Genomic DNA, 14582 nt, shown 5'->3' with positions numbered 1-14582 from the left:
ATCATTATGAGCAAAACTAAACGTAAAATGAGTCTTTTTCAGCTTACGATGCTAACCATGGTTAATATGATGGGCTCAGGTATTATCCTGTTGCCTACTAAATTGGCACAAGTGGGCACAATTTCAATATTTTCTTGGATCGTCACGGCAGTTGGTTCTATGGCTCTTGCCTACGCTTTTGCCCAATGTGGTCGTTATACTAAAAACCATGTTGGGGGTATGGGAGCGTATGCCGAATATTCTTTTGGCAAGTCGGGCAGTTTTATGACCAATTATACATATGCACTATCACTTGTCATTGCTAATGTCGCTATCGCCGTTACAGCAGTTGGCTATTTTAGCACCTTGATGGGGTGGACATTAGCGCCTGTGCAGGTTGCTATGTGGACGATTGGTTTTGTATGGCTGACAACCATCCCCAATTTTTTTGGTCCAGCAGTCACGGGACGTCTTGGTGCTATCACTATATGGGGCGTTATTTTACCCGTAGTAGGTATCTCGTTTATCGGCTGGTTTTGGTTTAAATCTAGCATATATGCCGATGCATGGAATCCGCATAATTTGTCGATAAGTCAAGCGTTACCTGCCTCGATTTCAATCACTTTATGGGCATTTTTAGGATTAGAATCTGCCAGTGCCAATGCGGATGCAGTCGAAAATCCTGAAAAAAATATACCTATTGCAGTATTGGGGGGTACGCTATTAACGGCGGTGATCTATATTGTTTCTACCAATGTTATAGCAGGTATCGTACCAAATGCTCAATTGGCTGAATCGAATGCTCCATTTGGCTTGGCATTTAGTCAAATGCTTGGCGGTAGTGCAGGTGTAATCGTCAATGCCCTGGCAGTTATTGCTTGTTTGGGATCATTGTTGGCTTGGCAGTTTACCTCAGCCAGTGTTTATAAATCAGGGGCAGATGAAGGGTATTTTCTGCCGTTATTTGGTCGTTTAAACAAACACAATGCTCCTGTAGTAGGTATGCTGGTGCTAGCTGCGGTGCAAACATTAATATCACTAATGACTATCAGTCCTGATTTAAGCAAACAGTTTGATACCTTGGTGAATCTAGCTGTTGTTACTAATTTAGTGCCTTATATTATGTCAATGTCCGCTATTTTAGTACTGTTAAAGTCTGCCAATGTGCCACACAAAAAGGTGATATTTACTGCAATCATTGCTTTCATTGGCACTATCTATAGCTTTTATGCGTTATACAGTGCAGGTCCAGATGCCATGTTATGGGGTGGTATCGCAACATTTGCAGGATGGGTGTTGTACGGCAAAGTGGTATCAACCAAATTTGACTTAAAATTGCCAGTTATCGATGACATGGATAACGACAATTCAGTCGCTACCAAGCCAACCACTACACGATAAATTCATAAAAGGAACGATACAATGAAACCATATGTGATTGAAAATATTATTAAGAAAGTGCTATTTATCCATGCACAATTTCAGGAAAGGAGCGTTGCAGGTCGTATGGCATATGCCTTAGTTGACGAACTACAGACACGTAATATCGAGGTCATGGTAGCAGATAACGCTGATGATGGTAAAAGCATTATGCTTGCTGATAGTGCTATTACACTTGTCCTGATAGATTGGGATTTACCGGGCAAAGATGATAAAGAAAACCCTGCAGCTGATTTGGTGACTTTGGTTCGCCATCATCGCAATGATCTACCAATTTTTCTTTGTTCCAATCGCAGTACTGCGGGAAATATTGACCCATATTTAATTTCTGAATTTGACGATTATATTTGGTTATTAGAAGATTCACCAGAATTTATTAGCGGACGTATCGAGGCGGCGATAAATCGTTATAGCGACAGGTTACTGCCACCCATGTTCAATGCTTTGGTAAAATTTGGGCAAAAACATGAATACTCTTGGCATACACCAGGGCATAATGGTGGAGTTGCCTTTATGAAGCATCCTGTTGGCAGATTTTTTAGCGATTATTTTGGCAAAAATATGCTACGGTCAGATTTGTCTATTTCTGTAGGAGAACTTGGTTCACTACTCGACCATAGCGGTCCGATTGGGAAGAGCGAAAAATACGCTGCACAGGTGTTTGGTTCTGATCGCACCTATCATGTGACCAACGGTTCTTCAATGTCCAATCGGGTTATTATGATGGCAAGTGTGACACGTGGCCAGATTGCATTAATTGATAGAAATTGCCATAAGTCAGCAGAACATGCGATTACCCTTAGCGGGGCTATTCCTAGCTATTTAGTACCGAGTCGCAATGGCTTAGGCATAATTGGACCTATTTTGCCAGAAAAATTGACGCCAGAAGCCGTTCGCCAAAGCATTCTAGATAACCCACTAGCACAAACAGTTGTGGATAAACAGCCGAAACACGTAATTATTACGAACTCTACTTACGATGGTATTTGTTATAACGTGAGCGAGCTAGAGAAACTACTCGGTAGTAGCTGTGACCATTTGCATTTTGATGAGGCTTGGTACGGATATGCTAAATTTCATCCTATGTACCGGGGTAGATTCGCCATGCACGATGAGCCACGTGATCAAAATGCCCCGACAGTATTTGCTACGCAATCGACACACAAGCTCCTCGCTGCTCTATCACAGGCCTCTTACATTCATGTACGTGATGGGCGTAAGCCAGTAAGTCATGCCAGATTTAATGAATCTTTTATGATGCATGCATCGACCAGTCCCAATTATGCAATTATCGCTTCTAATGATGTTGCAGCTGCTATGATGGATGGCAATAGCGGTAAAACACTTATGTCAGAAAGCATAGTTGAGGCAGTCGCATTTCGACAAATGCTTGCCGAATTTTATGCTGATGCGAAGCTAAAAAATGATTGGTTTTTTAATGGCTGGCAACCAGATAATCTGCACACCATCAATGCCAGTGAGTTGACCTTATCGAGTCGGCACTGGGTGCTACAAGCCAACGCAACTTGGCATGGGTTTGGTAATATTCCTGCCAATTGGGCGATGCTTGACCCTATTAAGGTCTCCGTGTTAATGCCAGGTATGTCTGCTGATGGCACTTATGTCGATGCCGATATGCCCGCCATTCCTGCAACCATTGTTACCCGCTATTTATCTCACAATGGTATTCAAGTGGAAAAAACCACCGATTTCACCATTTTATTTTTGTTTTCTCTGGGTATTACCAAAGGTAAATGGGGTACCTTGATAAGCGAATTGGGTAATTTTAAACGAGACTATGATAAAAATATACGGCTAGAACAAGTATTACCAGAATTGGTCGAAGCCTACCCTCAACGCTATCAAAATATGGGCCTAAAAGACTTATGTAACGATATGTTTACAACTATGCGTGACCTAAAAACTACTGCCAATATGGCGGCGGGCTTTTCCTTTTTACCTACACCCGACTTATCACCTACGGAAGCTTACGAAAACTTGGTGAATAATGAGATAGAGTCCTTAGCATTGGATAATATAGCAAATCGTACTGTGGCGACAGGTGTTGTACCTTATCCACCAGGCATTCCAATACTTATGCCAGGCGAGAATACGGGTGGTTCAGATGATCCTATCTTATCTTATTTAAAGGCGCTAGAAGCATTTGATAGTAAGTTCCCAAGCTTTGAACACGATATTCATGGCGTGGAAGTCGAGAATGGCAGGTATCACATTCTTTGTGTAAAACAAACTCCAGTGTTGATAACATCACCTAAGTAAAATACTAAACTAGGAAAAGCTTGCCAACGCTATGTATAGTATTGGCAAAATTTTTAATGTTTCCAATATTAAAAAATTAAGTGATTACATTCATTATGATAAGATTAATGACCTCTTGATCAAGGAGTCATTAACATCTAAAAAATTGTGATTTGGCTCGCAAAATGTTAACAAAATCATACTTAACATTGGTCTGTAAAAAGCTACAGGCATGCTTCTAAAATTTATCATAGTGAATTTGGTCATAGGCATACAATGATCCTGCTTTTTATAATCACTAGTATCCGTTTATTCAAACTGGTGATGTAGCTCGTGTGGGAAAGACTATAAATTCTTACCCACAGACTACTATTACTAACCGATAGCATTCAGTATTAAAAAATTTTATCAGTATGATACTTTATTACTTCTAGAGGAACAGATGTAATAAAGTTTTAGATTTGAGTATGATAGTTTATTTACTTTTGCAGAAAATGAGATTCAATAAAATCAATGTTTTACGACAATTCCAGTATGGTACTTTATTACTCGCTGACATGTGATGTGAGCGAGTAATAGCGAGTAATAAAACACAGTATTAAATCTGACCCCTGCTATTGTTACTATTAGCAGGGGTTTTTTATGGTCTTAGAAATAGGCAAAGCGGCTTGAGTAATGCCGAACAAAAATAGATTATTTATGATCAGCACGGCTCAAGAAACCCTAGTAAAATCCTAGTGACTGATCATCCATGGCCTTTGACCAATAAAAGTTTTTGTGCCGTCGTTATTGATTAAGGTTCGACTGCTTTTACTCATTGATGCATCAGGAAGGAGCAATTTATTGCTCCTTGATGGCGCATGTTCTATTTGACTGCTTTTTAGTGGTGCATGTTGCGCACGCTCGTTGCATGCACACGCCTGCCTTTTATGGCTATCCATATTTAAAAGGCTGGGTGCAACAACGATGACCTGCGGGCACGGTATCTGGCATTCAGGGCAAGGTCTGTTTTCTCCAGAGTCGCTCATCTCTACCAATTCATGAAATAAACCATGTTTTTGACATTTATAGTCGTATATGGGCATCACAAAATCTCCATATGTCGTATTATCGGGTGGACTCTATTTTTCAAAAGGTTTAAGTTGAGGCGGATTTTTGGCCAATGGTAAATCTGCTTCGTCTTTTGGCTGACGCTTGGGCATTTCTCCGCCTGGATTGATATCAAAATCAAATATCTCTGTCGGTAGCCATAATGTTGCACAAGCATTGGGCACATCTACCACACCACTAATATGTGCCTGTATAGGCGCGCAGCCTAACAGTGAATAAGCCTGTGCGCCGCTATAACCAAATTTTTTCATGTACTCAATTGCATTGAGAACGGCTTGCCGATAGGCGACATTAACGTCTAGATAATGCTGTTTGCCACTTTCATCGACCGAAATACCTTCAAAGATCAAATAGTCTTTATAATTTGGGGTCAACGGGCTGGGTTTAAAAATTGGGTTTTTGATTGCGTATTTTTCCATGCCATCTTTGATAAGCTTGACACGCAAATGAATCCAGCCCGCCATCTCAATCGCCCCGCAAAAGGTAATCTCACCATCGCCTTGACTAAAGTGCAAATCACCGACAGACAGTCCTGCTCCTTCCACATATACGGGGAAATACACCTTCGCGCCTTTCGTTAAATCTTTGATATCGCAATTGCCACCATGCTCACGCGGCGGTACGGTGCGCGCTCCTTCTGCCGCTGCTGTTTCTTTGTCATCACCCGTCATTCTGCCCATGTGCGCCGTTTTTGCAAATGGCAAATTACACAGTGCTGGGACGCGATCAGGTTCGGTATCGTACAACTCTTTTTCGCGTCTATTCCATTCATCCAGCATTTTTTTGGAAGGCAATGTGCCAATTAGCCCCGGATGAATGATGCCAGCAAACTCCACGCCAGGGATATGGCGCGACTTGGTATAAATACCATTAAAATCCCAAATAGATTTTTGTGCTTCAGGAAAATGCTCCGTCAAAAATCCGCCGCCATTTTGCTTAGAGAAAAACCCATTAAACCCCCACTGACTCCCTGCCAAAGTACCAATATCGAGGATATCAACTTCTAGTAAATCTCCTGGTGCAGCCCCTTCTACACCAATAGGTCCGGACAAAAAATGAACCTGTGTTAGGTCCACATCCCTCACATCCTCCGCGCTATCATTATTTAATATCTGTCCGCCAGTCCAATCAAAGCACTCCAAAATGAAATCTTCTCCTGGTTTGACGGTCGCTGCCATCGGTATATCAGGATGCCAGCGGTTATGTATGTTTTCATTATCATAAGGGGATTGGGTAAGATCAACTTCAATGAGAACTTTAGTCATAAGACACCTTTAGCAATTAATGAATTTTAGTTTGCAAGTTTATCGATGCAAACTTAGTGCCAACATTTGTCATGAACACTATCAATCATAATACCTAAGGCGCGAAATCTAAAGAGGTGTTTCTTGAAATGGCGTATTATTTTGAACGCAGCTATTCGATAATGAAAAAAGGGCGCTGCACTAGGTTTTTGCATAGTCAAACAGAAAAACATCAATAGCTGATATCATTACCATATCGTCAATATGAGTAATAAGAGTATGGAAATCCAAAGCAGTGTTGCAAACGACATAGACATCATCTATGAAGATGAACATCTGGTGGCGATTAATAAAGAAGCGGGGCTGTTGGTGCATCGTAGCTGGCTGGATAAAGGCGAGACACGCTTTGCCATGCAGCTCACTCGTGATGCGGTCGGTTGCCATGTGTTTCCTGTGCATCGGTTAGATAAGCCGACATCAGGCGTGTTGTTGTTCGCCAAAAGCTCAGGCGTGGCTCGCACCTTGACCGAGGCATTTACTGAACGCAGGGTTACCAAGCAGTATTTGGCCGTGGTACGCGGTTTTATGCCAGAACAAGGGACGGTTGATTATGCGCTTAGCTTTAAGCCCGACGCCATCGCCGATAAGTTTGCCAACTTAGACAAACCCGCTCAAGAGGCAGTAACTCACTGGCAAAGTTTGGCACAAATTGAGCTGCCATTTGCGGTTTCCAAAAAGCACGTCACCAGCCGCTATAGCCTTGTGCGCTTGATACCTGAGACGGGACGCAAGCATCAACTGCGGCGGCATATGAGACATGTATTCCATCATATCATCGGTGATACCAGCCACGGTGATATACGGCATACGCGATTTTTTCGCACTCATTATGACTGTACGCGCATGCTCTTACATGCTCAGACGTTGGCGATCAGCCACCCCGTCACTGGTGAGCCATTATTGCTAAAAGCAGGATTGGACGAGCAATGGATGCGCATCTTAGAGGAGTTTTCTTGGGTAGAGATTGCTAAAAATTAAGTAGCATAAATTTTACTTGGCGCTATCGTTTTAAAGAAATAAAAACATCGATAACATGTCTGAAAATCTAATACTCAGACAGGAATTTGTGAATTCTAGTATTTTGATTTGGTCAGATTAAATCATTTCTCAGAACTATTTACTTTTTGAAGGCCCTTATAGATGGCTAAAAAGGTTAAACAAAAGCTTGAAGTAGATAAATCAGTTCTTACAGTACGAATTTCTTATTCTAGTAATAAGTATTTGGCTAGCTAGAACTTGCGACTCCAACTTTGATCTACCGACATTAATAAGATGAGATATTGGCAAAGTTACCATACTTTTTAAAAGGTCATTCCGTTCTAAGCGTTGTGTAACTCTGATTTGCTCAATAATTTCAATGCTTCTGCTCTCTTAATTAACTATTCAATAGATATACTTTACGTTTGATACTTGTTAGTATATGTTGCTATTTTTGAGAAAGTAGCATCAAACCCTAAACTAAAATAGTCACTTGGTTTTGGCTAAATAACATATCAATCTACTAAAAGTGATTGCCTCGTTTAGTCTTTTTCTTTCTAATGTCAATAATATTTCTTTTAAGAATAAACAATGGTTTTTAAATACCTAAAGAAGCCCTTCTTTTACAATAGAAAAAAAAGGTCTTATCTTGGTGAAAGCTTAACTGTAGCTGCCAAAGCGCATCAAAAAGCAGCTGAGCAAGGCCATGTCACATCCCAGTATCAACTTGGTACATTTTATAGAGAGGGCAAAGGTGTTCGTCAGGATTTGGCGACGGCTATAAATTGGTATCAAAAGGCCGCTGAACAGGGTCATGCCATTTCACAGTATCATCTTGGTTCATTTTACCAAGAGGGCAAAGGGGTTCATCAAGATCTAGCGACGGCTATAAGTTGGTATCAAAGGGCCGCTGAACAGGGTCATGCCATTTCCCAGTATCACCTTGGTTTACTTTATCAAGAGGGCAAAGGCGTTCATCAAGATTTATCTGCATCTGTAAGTTGGTATCAAAAGGCCGCTGAGCAAGGTTATGTCACCGCCCAATATCATCTAGGTTTGCTTTACCAAGAAGGCAAAGGTGTTCGTCAAAATTTGACGACGGCTGTTAGTTGGTATCAAAAAGCCGCTGAGGAAAATTATGTCACTGCCCAATATCATCTTGGTTTACTTTACCAAGAAGGTCAACAGGTTCATCAAGATCTAGCGACGGCTATAAGTTGGTATCAAAGGGCCGCTGAACAGGGTCATGCCATTTCCCAGTATCGTCTTGGTTTACTTTACCAAGAGGGCAAACATGTTCGTCAAGATCTCCCTACAGCGGTAAGTTGGTATCAAAGGGCTGCTGAGCAAGGTTATGTCACTGCCCAATATCAACTTGGTTTGCTTTACCAAGAAGGTAAAGGCATTCGTCAGGATAAGTTTCAAGCAAAAGAGTGGTTTGGTAAAGCTTGTGATAATGGTGATCAAAATGGGTGCGATAGGTACCGAATACTAAATGAAGCAGGTTACTGATCTGCTATATGCGCGGTATCTTTTAATACACCAATCCAAGTCTTCAAAATAACCCTTTATACAAGAAAAAGCAGCTCACAATCATGAGTAGCACCGCAAAGCATTTTTTTAATAATGTTGGTGATAATTGGTGCGCGACCTTTGCGCCCACTTTTGCGGTAAAAAAGCTCATGATGCTAATACCCAAAAATGCATAAATATGCACAAAGCCAATCGCGTTGGGGATATTGACGTGTTCTTTCATCCCAAACACCATAAAGCCAAGCGCGCCAGCAATTGCAATCGGCAGACCACAAGCCGCGGACGTGCCCACTGCCTTTTGCATCACTACATTATAGCGGGTGAGATATGGCACCGTTAAACTGCCGCCGCCGATGCCAAAAATGGCAGAAGCCACGCCAATACTTGCCCCTGCTGCTAGCTGCTTAGATGTTGATGGTAATACAGTATCGCCAGTACTGACATCAGAACCTAGCGGCTTTTTGCCGCCAGTAAACATGTTAAAGGCGACCCATAGCAAAAAGGTACCCACGATTATTTGTAGATGATCGCCCGAGATCGCGCCTGCTATCCCCGCTCCAAAAAAGCAGCCAATCGCCATGCCCGGTGTGATATTTTTAAAAACAGGCCACATCACAGCGCCTTTTTTATTGTGCGCCATGAGCGAGCTGATAGAGGTGACGATGATGGTGGCAAGCGAGGTGCCGAGCGCCAAATGCATGACCGTATCAGGACTATAATCCATCTGGGTAAAGACAATGAATAATAGCGGTACGATGATGGTGCCACCGCCCACCCCAAATAGGCCCGCTGCAAACCCTGCTACCGCCCCAATGATTAAAAAAATGATAAGTTCCACAGAATCGTTACTTTTGGTCGGATGATGGAAGGATGAGGTTAAGCCATGTCAATTTGACACACTTGACCAACCGAATGATAGCGACGATTAAAATAGACCAAACTCTCATCTGGCTCGCCCGCTCGCTCAGAATGCTTGATAGCGACGACGCGGCACATAAATACACTATGCGTACCCACGGCTTGCACTTGTTCAATCTCACAATCGAAGCTGACGAGTGCATCGTCTAGCACAGGCGCGCCCGTTGCTAAGGTATGCCATGTGCCATGGGTAAAGCGCTCATCTGACTCAAGCTTTGAGGCAAAGACATTGGATAGTTGCTCATGCTGCGCGCCAAGCACATTGACGGTCAGGACTTTATTGTCCACAAAAGGGGTGTGCGAGCGCGAGGCTTGATTCATACAGACCAGCAAGGTCGGCGGATTGTCGCTGACACTGCACACCGCCGAAGCAGTGAACCCGTGTATGCCCGCATCGCCTGCGGTCGTGACCACGTTGACTGCCGTCGTCAGTAATGACATGGCGTCTCTAAAACTGCTTGCTTCACTCATCACTCACATCCCAAATTTGGATTATTACTGATCGTCCGCTTAACCTGCCAGCTCTTGACGAATGATGTCTGCGCCTGCGCTCAGCGCTTGCAACTTACCTTTTGCCACTTGGCGCGACAACGGTGCCATGCCACAGTTAGTCGATGGATAGAGCTTATCAGCATCGACAAACTGCAATGCTTTACGCAACGTATCAGCAACTGCTTCAGGCGTCTCGATATCATTGGTCGCCACATCAATCGCACCGACCATCACTTTTTTACCACGAATCAGTTCAATCAAATCCATCGGTACGCGCGAGTTTTGACATTCTAAAGAAACGATATCGATTTTTGACTGCTGCAGTTTAGGAAAGGCTTTTTCGTACTGACGCCATTCTGAACCCAGTGTTTTTTTCCAATCGTTGTTGGCTTTGATGCCGTAGCCATAGCAAATATGTACCGCCGTTTCGCATTTTAAGCCTTCGATAGCGCGCTCTAAGGTAGCGATACCCCAGTCGTTGACATCATCGAAGAATACATTGAATGCAGGTTCATCGAACTGAATGATATCCACGCCCGCCGCTTCTAATTCTTTGGCTTCCTGATTGAGGATAGTGGCAAATTCCCACGCCAGCTTTTCGCGGCTTTTGTAATGATCGTCATACAAAGTGTCAATCATGGTCATCGGCCCAGGCAGTGCCCACTTGATCGGCTTGTCAGTATGCTGACGTAAAAACTTGGCATCTTCGACGAACACAGGCTTTTGGCGGCTTACGGCACCCACAACTGTCGGTACGCTGGCATCATAGCGATTGCGGATACGCACGGTTTCGCGCTGCTCAAAATCCACGCCGTCTAAGTGCTCAATAAAGGTAGTGACAAAGTGCTGACGGGTTTGCTCGCCGTCACTGACGATATCGACGCCTGCTCGCACTTGCTCTTGCAATGACACCAGCAGCGCATCCTGTTTTGCCTGAAGCAATTCTTCACCGTCAAGTTGCCAAGGCGACCAAATTTTCTCAGGTTCTGCCAACCAAGAGGGTTTTGGTAAGCTGCCAGCGGTCGATGTTGGTAATAATAAAGTCATGTCGTATTGTCTTCTCTATTTCAGGTGTTCTCTATTTTAGGTGTTATAGCGTGCGCTTTTATATTTAGATTTTTTAAGCGACGTTCTTGTTTATAGCGTAATTGGCCGCCCATGTTTCAAGAATATCTTGGTAAGGCTTGATAAAATGCGTTTCGGTAAATTTACCTTGCTTGACCGCCATTTGGCTACGCTCGACGCGATCATAGACCACTTGCGTCAATGAATAGTCTTGGTAGTTCAGGCTGGGCTGATACACTTGACCCGCGCTTGAATTGGCGTTGTAAATCTCAGGGCGGTAGATCTTTTGAAAGGTCTCCATGGTGCTGATTGCACTGATGAGCTCAAGATCGGTATAGTCGCTGGTCAAATCACCCGCAAAATAAAACGCTAATGGCGCGGCGCTACCCTCAGGCTTAAAGTAGCGCACGGTTAAGCCCATTTTATGAAAATAGTCGTCGGTTAACGAGTACTCGTCTTGCTGATACTCAACGCCCAATACCGGATGCTGATTGGTAGTACGATAATAGGTCTTGCTGGTTGAGACGCTCAAGCAGATGACTGGTTTTTTATCAAAATTGGCTTTATAGGCTTCTGAATTCAGTAAGTATTGAAACAGTTTGCCATGTAGCTCGCCAAAATTCGCGGGCGTGAGCGAGTCTGACTGCTGGTCGCGGTGCTCAGGAAGTACAACACTAAAATCATAATCACGCACGTAAGATGAGAAGCTATTGCCAATCATGCCATCGATGCGCTTGTTTTCTTTGTGATCGATGATCGTTGTTTTTAGCGTTTCGATAACAGGGAAAGCATCGCCATTGCCCGCAATATCCATGTCTACAGAGATGATGTCGACTTCGACAGAATAACGGTCGGCATTCGGATTGTCCCAATGCGCCAGCGCGTTGAAGCGATTATTAATCATCGTCAATGTTTTGCGTAGATTATCCTCACGCTGCTCGCCGCGTGCCAGATTGGCAAAGTTCGTTGTCAGACGCGTGCTGTCAGCAGGCTGATAGTTTTCATCAAAACGAATGCTCTTAATGGAACAGCTAAATTCTTTAGTCATGGCGATTCACTACCTTAATATCAAATAGAACAAAATGTCGGTATGGGTGAATCATACCCAAATCCTCACATGAATAAAAACGATACTATTTTAATATAAGATGAATAAAGTTCATGATAGTGGCAGCTTAAAAGGCAATGTAGCTGAATAGTCGTAGTTCTGACTACTGAAATAAAGAGGATTTGAACACTTAAAAGAGTGAGAAATAAGTAGTGAGAAATGAAGATACTGGTCAGTGATTAAGACCAATAGGAATATACCGCTAAATTTTGTAGACGAGTGATAAAGTATTGTCCTAGTTATTAAAATACATAACCCCTACTACACTGAATTGAATAGCAGGGGTTTTGGGCTTTCAAATTTTTATACTTTCAAAGGAGAACAGACTTAACTGACCTCTTTGGGCTTAGGCTTATTACTCGAATAAATAAAGTACAGCGCGACCGCTAGACAAACCAACGCACTAATTCGACTGCCTGACAGGCTTATCGCTTCATTACCGAGCCAACCAAAGTTATCGATCAATACGCTCATGCTCAGCTGACCAAAAATCACCGCAACCGTAGCCACAGCCGTGCCAATACGCTGTACGGCAACCACCATAATGACGATATAAGGCACACCGCACAGTGCACCAAGCAGTTGCCATTTAGGGACATCCATCAACGTCACCGCGTGATTGGGCTCAAAGAAGAAAATAAGCAGCGCTGTCACCACAGCACCAACAGAGAACGTCAAAAAGGCACTTTTGAACACGCCAACATTACTACCTAGTCGACCATTCAATGCCGCTTGCACGCTCAAGGTCGCACCACCAATTATCGCCAATACAATCATCAAAATAAGCATCATGTGATCTACCCCTTTGCCATAAAAACAAGCGCTGCAATGATGAAACCCAACGCAATCACTCGTCTAATATCTATTTTGCGCTCCTCGGTTTCAAACAGCCCATAGTGGTCAATGATCAAGCTCTGAAAGACCTGACCTGCAAGTATGCCAATCATCGTCAGTGCAATCCCAATGACGGGTGTGACCACCGTTAACACCACCACATAAACAGGTCCTAAAATGCCACCAATCAGTAGCAACGGCGGCTGTGAGAAAAATGAGGGGCTCTCTCGCGGACTAAAAAACAGCATCAAAAAGAATGTCAAGGCGGCCCCAACACCAAAAATACTGAGCGTCGCCCAGAGCTCACCCACCTGACTGCCTAGGGGGCCAAGCAGTCCAGCCTCGACCGATAACCCCATACCGCCTAAAACCACCACCAGTATTAATAAAATCTGCATAAAACGATCCTCAATGAGCAATGCCGCGTAGTTTACCGCAGCCTATACCCACGAAAAACGCTATAATGTAGAAATGACTTTTGCATAAGTTGCACAGATGAATAACGTCGACAACATCAGCATAAAAACCTTACTGTTTTTTATTAGCGTTTTTAATGCCCAGAGCTTCTCTGTCGTGGCACGAAAAGAAGGGGTGTCTGCCTCAAAAGTATCTCGGATTATTAAGCAGCTAGAGGATTCGCTAGGGCAGCAGCTTTTTTATCGTAATACACGCGCTGTCATTCCTACTGAGGCGGGACGCGTGTTTATGAGCTACGCGCATGCGATGACTGAAAGCATAAATGCGGCGCAGAAGGAGTTGCAAGACAGGACTTTGGAGCCGGGTGGTTTATTAAGAATTAACGCCCCTGTGTTTTTTGGTCAACGGCACATCGCACCTTGGATACCAGCACTGAGTCATCGCTATCCCAAATTGCAGATAGACTTGACACTCACCGATGATTTTGTTGATCCTCATCATTATGCAACTGACGTTATTTTTCGCATTGGCACCTTAAATGATTCGACTTTTCATGCGCGTATTTTTGGTGAGCAAACCTATCACCTTGCGGCCGCTCCAGAATATATAAACAAGCACGATAAGCTACAAACGCCATCTGACCTGGCTCATCATAAATGCTTGGTTTATAAAGGCTCATCAGGGCCAAACCGCTGGTTTTTTAAGAAAAATGATGAAAATTGGACACCATTTGCTGCTCCTGCCTTGCTCATGTCGAACAATGCAGAGTCGTTACTGGTATCAGCGCTCAAAGGAATGGGAATTGTGCTGTTTCCTGATTGGTTAATTGGTGATCATCTTAAGAGCGGTAAATTGGTGAAGTTGCTGCCTAATTATGAAGCCGCCATCAAAACGACACCTCAACATGTCGCCGCTATCTATCCTAATACGCGTCACATATCGTTAAATGTCAGAACCTTGATTGATTATTTTGCTGAGGTTTACGGCGAACCGCTATATTGGCAGGTTAACTAAGAAGCCATGAATGAAGCGCCATAACCTGCCGCAAGCTTTATAGAAAAATTAAGATAGGACAAGAAAAATAGCCTCAAAAATTTATATCAGACAAAAAAATAGTAGCGATACGCCATCTATAAAATGACCTG

13 protein-coding genes are annotated in these 14582 nt (G+C 43.2%); 5 read left to right on the top strand and 8 right to left on the bottom strand.

The genetic code is table 11. The annotated features are described in order from the left end of the window. The first annotated feature begins 6 nt into the window (after positions 1-6). Positions 7-1380 carry a putrescine-ornithine antiporter gene (potE, locus tag ACTXGK_RS16100; RefSeq protein WP_443517370.1) on the top strand — a complete coding sequence of 458 codons (1374 nt, stop codon included), beginning with the start codon at positions 7-9 and terminating at the stop codon, positions 1378-1380. A 21-nt stretch (positions 1381-1401) separates the two neighbouring features. Then, positions 1402-3699 (top strand): Orn/Lys/Arg family decarboxylase, encoded by a 2298-nt coding sequence (locus tag ACTXGK_RS16095; protein WP_443517371.1) that lies wholly within the window; start codon positions 1402-1404, stop codon positions 3697-3699. Positions 3700-4412: 713 nt separating this feature from the next. On the opposite strand, the gene ACTXGK_RS16090 is transcribed toward ACTXGK_RS16095, so the two are convergent. Beyond that, complete coding sequence (locus tag ACTXGK_RS16090; protein ID WP_443517372.1) at positions 4413-4763, bottom strand: FmdB family zinc ribbon protein; 351 nt, start codon at positions 4761-4763, stop codon at positions 4413-4415. Between the two features lie 36 nt (positions 4764-4799). After that, positions 4800-6053, bottom strand: coding sequence for a formamidase (gene fmdA / locus ACTXGK_RS16085; protein WP_443517373.1), 1254 nt, complete (start codon positions 6051-6053; stop codon positions 4800-4802). A gap of 258 nt (positions 6054-6311) precedes the next feature. On the opposite strand from fmdA, the gene truC reads away from it, so the two are divergent. Together truC and ACTXGK_RS16075 are read left to right on the top strand one after the other, a co-directional pair. Beyond that, entirely contained in the window at positions 6312-7070 is a 759-nt protein-coding gene (gene truC, locus ACTXGK_RS16080; protein ID WP_443517374.1) for a tRNA pseudouridine(65) synthase TruC, read from the top strand. Between the two features lie 591 nt (positions 7071-7661). Then, entirely contained in the window at positions 7662-8582 is a 921-nt protein-coding gene (locus ACTXGK_RS16075; RefSeq protein ID WP_443517375.1) for a tetratricopeptide repeat protein, read from the top strand. A 43-nt stretch (positions 8583-8625) separates the two neighbouring features. Here ACTXGK_RS16075 and ACTXGK_RS16070 read toward each other — a convergent pair whose 3' ends face one another. The 6 genes from ACTXGK_RS16070 to ACTXGK_RS16045 form a co-directional block, all read right to left on the bottom strand. Continuing rightward, positions 8626-9441: a sulfite exporter TauE/SafE family protein gene (locus ACTXGK_RS16070; RefSeq protein WP_443517376.1), complete on the bottom strand. Its 816-nt coding sequence runs from the start codon at positions 9439-9441 to the stop codon at positions 8626-8628. Between the two features lie 38 nt (positions 9442-9479). Continuing rightward, a complete protein-coding gene (locus ACTXGK_RS16065; protein ID WP_443517377.1) occupies positions 9480-9992 on the bottom strand; it encodes a flavin reductase in 513 nt (170 codons plus the stop codon). Between the two features lie 39 nt (positions 9993-10031). Then, positions 10032-11060: a methionine synthase gene (locus tag ACTXGK_RS16060; protein WP_443517378.1), complete on the bottom strand. Its 1029-nt coding sequence runs from the start codon at positions 11058-11060 to the stop codon at positions 10032-10034. A 73-nt stretch (positions 11061-11133) separates the two neighbouring features. After that, positions 11134-12126, bottom strand: a complete 993-nt coding sequence (locus ACTXGK_RS16055) for a DUF1852 domain-containing protein (RefSeq protein ID WP_443517379.1) — start codon at positions 12124-12126, stop codon at positions 11134-11136. A gap of 387 nt (positions 12127-12513) precedes the next feature. Further along, a complete protein-coding gene (locus ACTXGK_RS16050; RefSeq protein ID WP_443517412.1) occupies positions 12514-12975 on the bottom strand; it encodes a DMT family transporter in 462 nt (153 codons plus the stop codon). A gap of 8 nt (positions 12976-12983) precedes the next feature. Then, complete coding sequence (locus tag ACTXGK_RS16045) at positions 12984-13418, bottom strand: DMT family transporter (protein WP_443517380.1); 435 nt, start codon at positions 13416-13418, stop codon at positions 12984-12986. 97 nt (positions 13419-13515) lie between these two features. On the opposite strand from ACTXGK_RS16045, the gene ACTXGK_RS16040 reads away from it, so the two are divergent. Beyond that, positions 13516-14451 (top strand): LysR family transcriptional regulator, encoded by a 936-nt coding sequence (locus ACTXGK_RS16040; RefSeq protein WP_443517381.1) that lies wholly within the window; start codon positions 13516-13518, stop codon positions 14449-14451. Positions 14452-14582 lie beyond the last annotated feature (131 nt).

This window comes from Psychrobacter sp. T6-5 (assembly GCF_052258485.2).
GTDB lineage: Bacteria > Pseudomonadota > Gammaproteobacteria > Pseudomonadales > Moraxellaceae > Psychrobacter.
This window is presented reverse-complemented; position numbering and strand designations above follow the sequence as displayed.

Bases quoted from the DNA above. Each gene is read 5' to 3' on its own strand.
- truC (WP_443517374.1), top strand. From the start codon at position 6,312: ATGGAAATCCAAAGCAGTGTTGCAAACGACATAGACATCATCTATGAA.
- ACTXGK_RS16050 (WP_443517412.1), bottom strand. From the start codon at position 12,975: ATGCTTATTTTGATGATTGTATTGGCGATAATTGGTGGTGCGACCTTG.
- ACTXGK_RS16055 (WP_443517379.1), bottom strand. From the start codon at position 12,126: ATGACTAAAGAATTTAGCTGTTCCATTAAGAGCATTCGTTTTGATGAA.
- ACTXGK_RS16095 (WP_443517371.1), top strand. From the start codon at position 1,402: ATGAAACCATATGTGATTGAAAATATTATTAAGAAAGTGCTATTTATC.
- ACTXGK_RS16040 (WP_443517381.1), top strand. From the start codon at position 13,516: ATGAATAACGTCGACAACATCAGCATAAAAACCTTACTGTTTTTTATT.
- ACTXGK_RS16045 (WP_443517380.1), bottom strand. From the start codon at position 13,418: ATGCAGATTTTATTAATACTGGTGGTGGTTTTAGGCGGTATGGGGTTA.
- ACTXGK_RS16075 (WP_443517375.1), top strand. From the start codon at position 7,662: ATGGTTTTTAAATACCTAAAGAAGCCCTTCTTTTACAATAGAAAAAAA.
- ACTXGK_RS16090 (WP_443517372.1), bottom strand. From the start codon at position 4,763: ATGCCCATATACGACTATAAATGTCAAAAACATGGTTTATTTCATGAA.
- potE (WP_443517370.1), top strand. From the start codon at position 7: ATGAGCAAAACTAAACGTAAAATGAGTCTTTTTCAGCTTACGATGCTA.
- ACTXGK_RS16060 (WP_443517378.1), bottom strand. From the start codon at position 11,060: ATGACTTTATTATTACCAACATCGACCGCTGGCAGCTTACCAAAACCC.
- ACTXGK_RS16065 (WP_443517377.1), bottom strand. From the start codon at position 9,992: ATGAGTGAAGCAAGCAGTTTTAGAGACGCCATGTCATTACTGACGACG.
- fmdA (WP_443517373.1), bottom strand. From the start codon at position 6,053: ATGACTAAAGTTCTCATTGAAGTTGATCTTACCCAATCCCCTTATGAT.